Origin of the sequence: Pseudomonas pseudonitroreducens (assembly GCF_021603645.1) — a bacterium.
GTDB lineage: Bacteria > Pseudomonadota > Gammaproteobacteria > Pseudomonadales > Pseudomonadaceae > Pseudomonas > Pseudomonas pseudonitroreducens.
The window spans coordinates 1-768 of record NZ_BQHJ01000044.1; the positions used below are offsets into that span (position 1 = coordinate 1).

Consider the following 768-nt stretch of genomic DNA (forward strand, 5'->3'; position numbering starts at 1 on the left):
CGACGATCAGCTTTTTATCGGCCTCGGATACGGTGATAACCGCGTCTTTGGGGTGCTTGATGCCGGCATGGCGGTGCCCATTGTCGTGGGTGATCTTCACCTTCACGCCGGCCGGTTTGGTTTCCCCTGCCGAGGCGGGGGCCTTTTCTACTTTCATGTGTCCTCCTATCGGACTCGGGGGTGTTGAAACTTCACAGGCCAGGCCAGTACCCAGGCGGCGCAGTTGCGGCCTTCCAGCGCGGCGTTGTAGAGGTTCGCGGCACGCACATCCTTGGCGTCGATGCTGTCCATCAGTTCCAGGTCGTGCTTGGTTCCAGGGAGTGCCGCCTGCAGGGGAGCCAGCAGACGCAGCACGTTGCCAGCCCGGCTCCCGGCCTTGCCCAGGTCGCCAGCCAGGCCGACGACCACTACCAGGGCGGTGGCCACCAGCTTCCCTTGGCCATTCAGGTTGAACTTGAGCCCCTCCAGGGCAATGCGGCAGGCCATCGTCCGCGTGGCGTAACGCTCCAGCTCAGCCGGCACGAAACGCCCGCCGTGCAGTTGCGTTTCAACCTTCAGGTCGCTGGCCACGAAGGCGCGTTCTACCCAGGCCTTGACGCCTTCCAGCACCTGTTCGGCGGTCAAATCACTCATCTGCCAATTCCTCCAGGTAGTCCTCGATCAGGCCGATCACGTCGTCCAGGTCCACGCCTTCCAGGCCGAGGTATTCCCTTTGCGGAATGCCGCGATCCTCATCGCCGTACTGGTGGGTGGCGGCATAGACCAGGG

Annotated in this window: 2 protein-coding genes; both read right to left on the reverse strand. The window is 63.3% G+C overall.

Annotated elements, in window-relative coordinates; translation table 11 throughout:
- Positions 1–165 precede the first annotated feature (165 nt).
- Entirely contained in the window at positions 166–633 is a 468-nt protein-coding gene (locus L6D89_RS32365) for a hypothetical protein (RefSeq protein ID WP_236202340.1), read from the reverse strand.
- On the reverse strand, positions 626–766 hold the full coding sequence (locus L6D89_RS32930; RefSeq protein ID WP_373875005.1) for a phage virion morphogenesis family protein: 141 nt from the start codon (positions 764–766) through the stop codon (positions 626–628). The genes L6D89_RS32365 and L6D89_RS32930 overlap by 8 nt, the downstream gene beginning before the upstream one ends.
- Positions 767–768: the final 2 nt, after the last annotated feature.

Bases quoted from the DNA above. Each gene is read 5' to 3' on its own strand.
- L6D89_RS32365 (WP_236202340.1), bottom strand. From the start codon at position 633: ATGAGTGATTTGACCGCCGAACAGGTGCTGGAAGGCGTCAAGGCCTGG.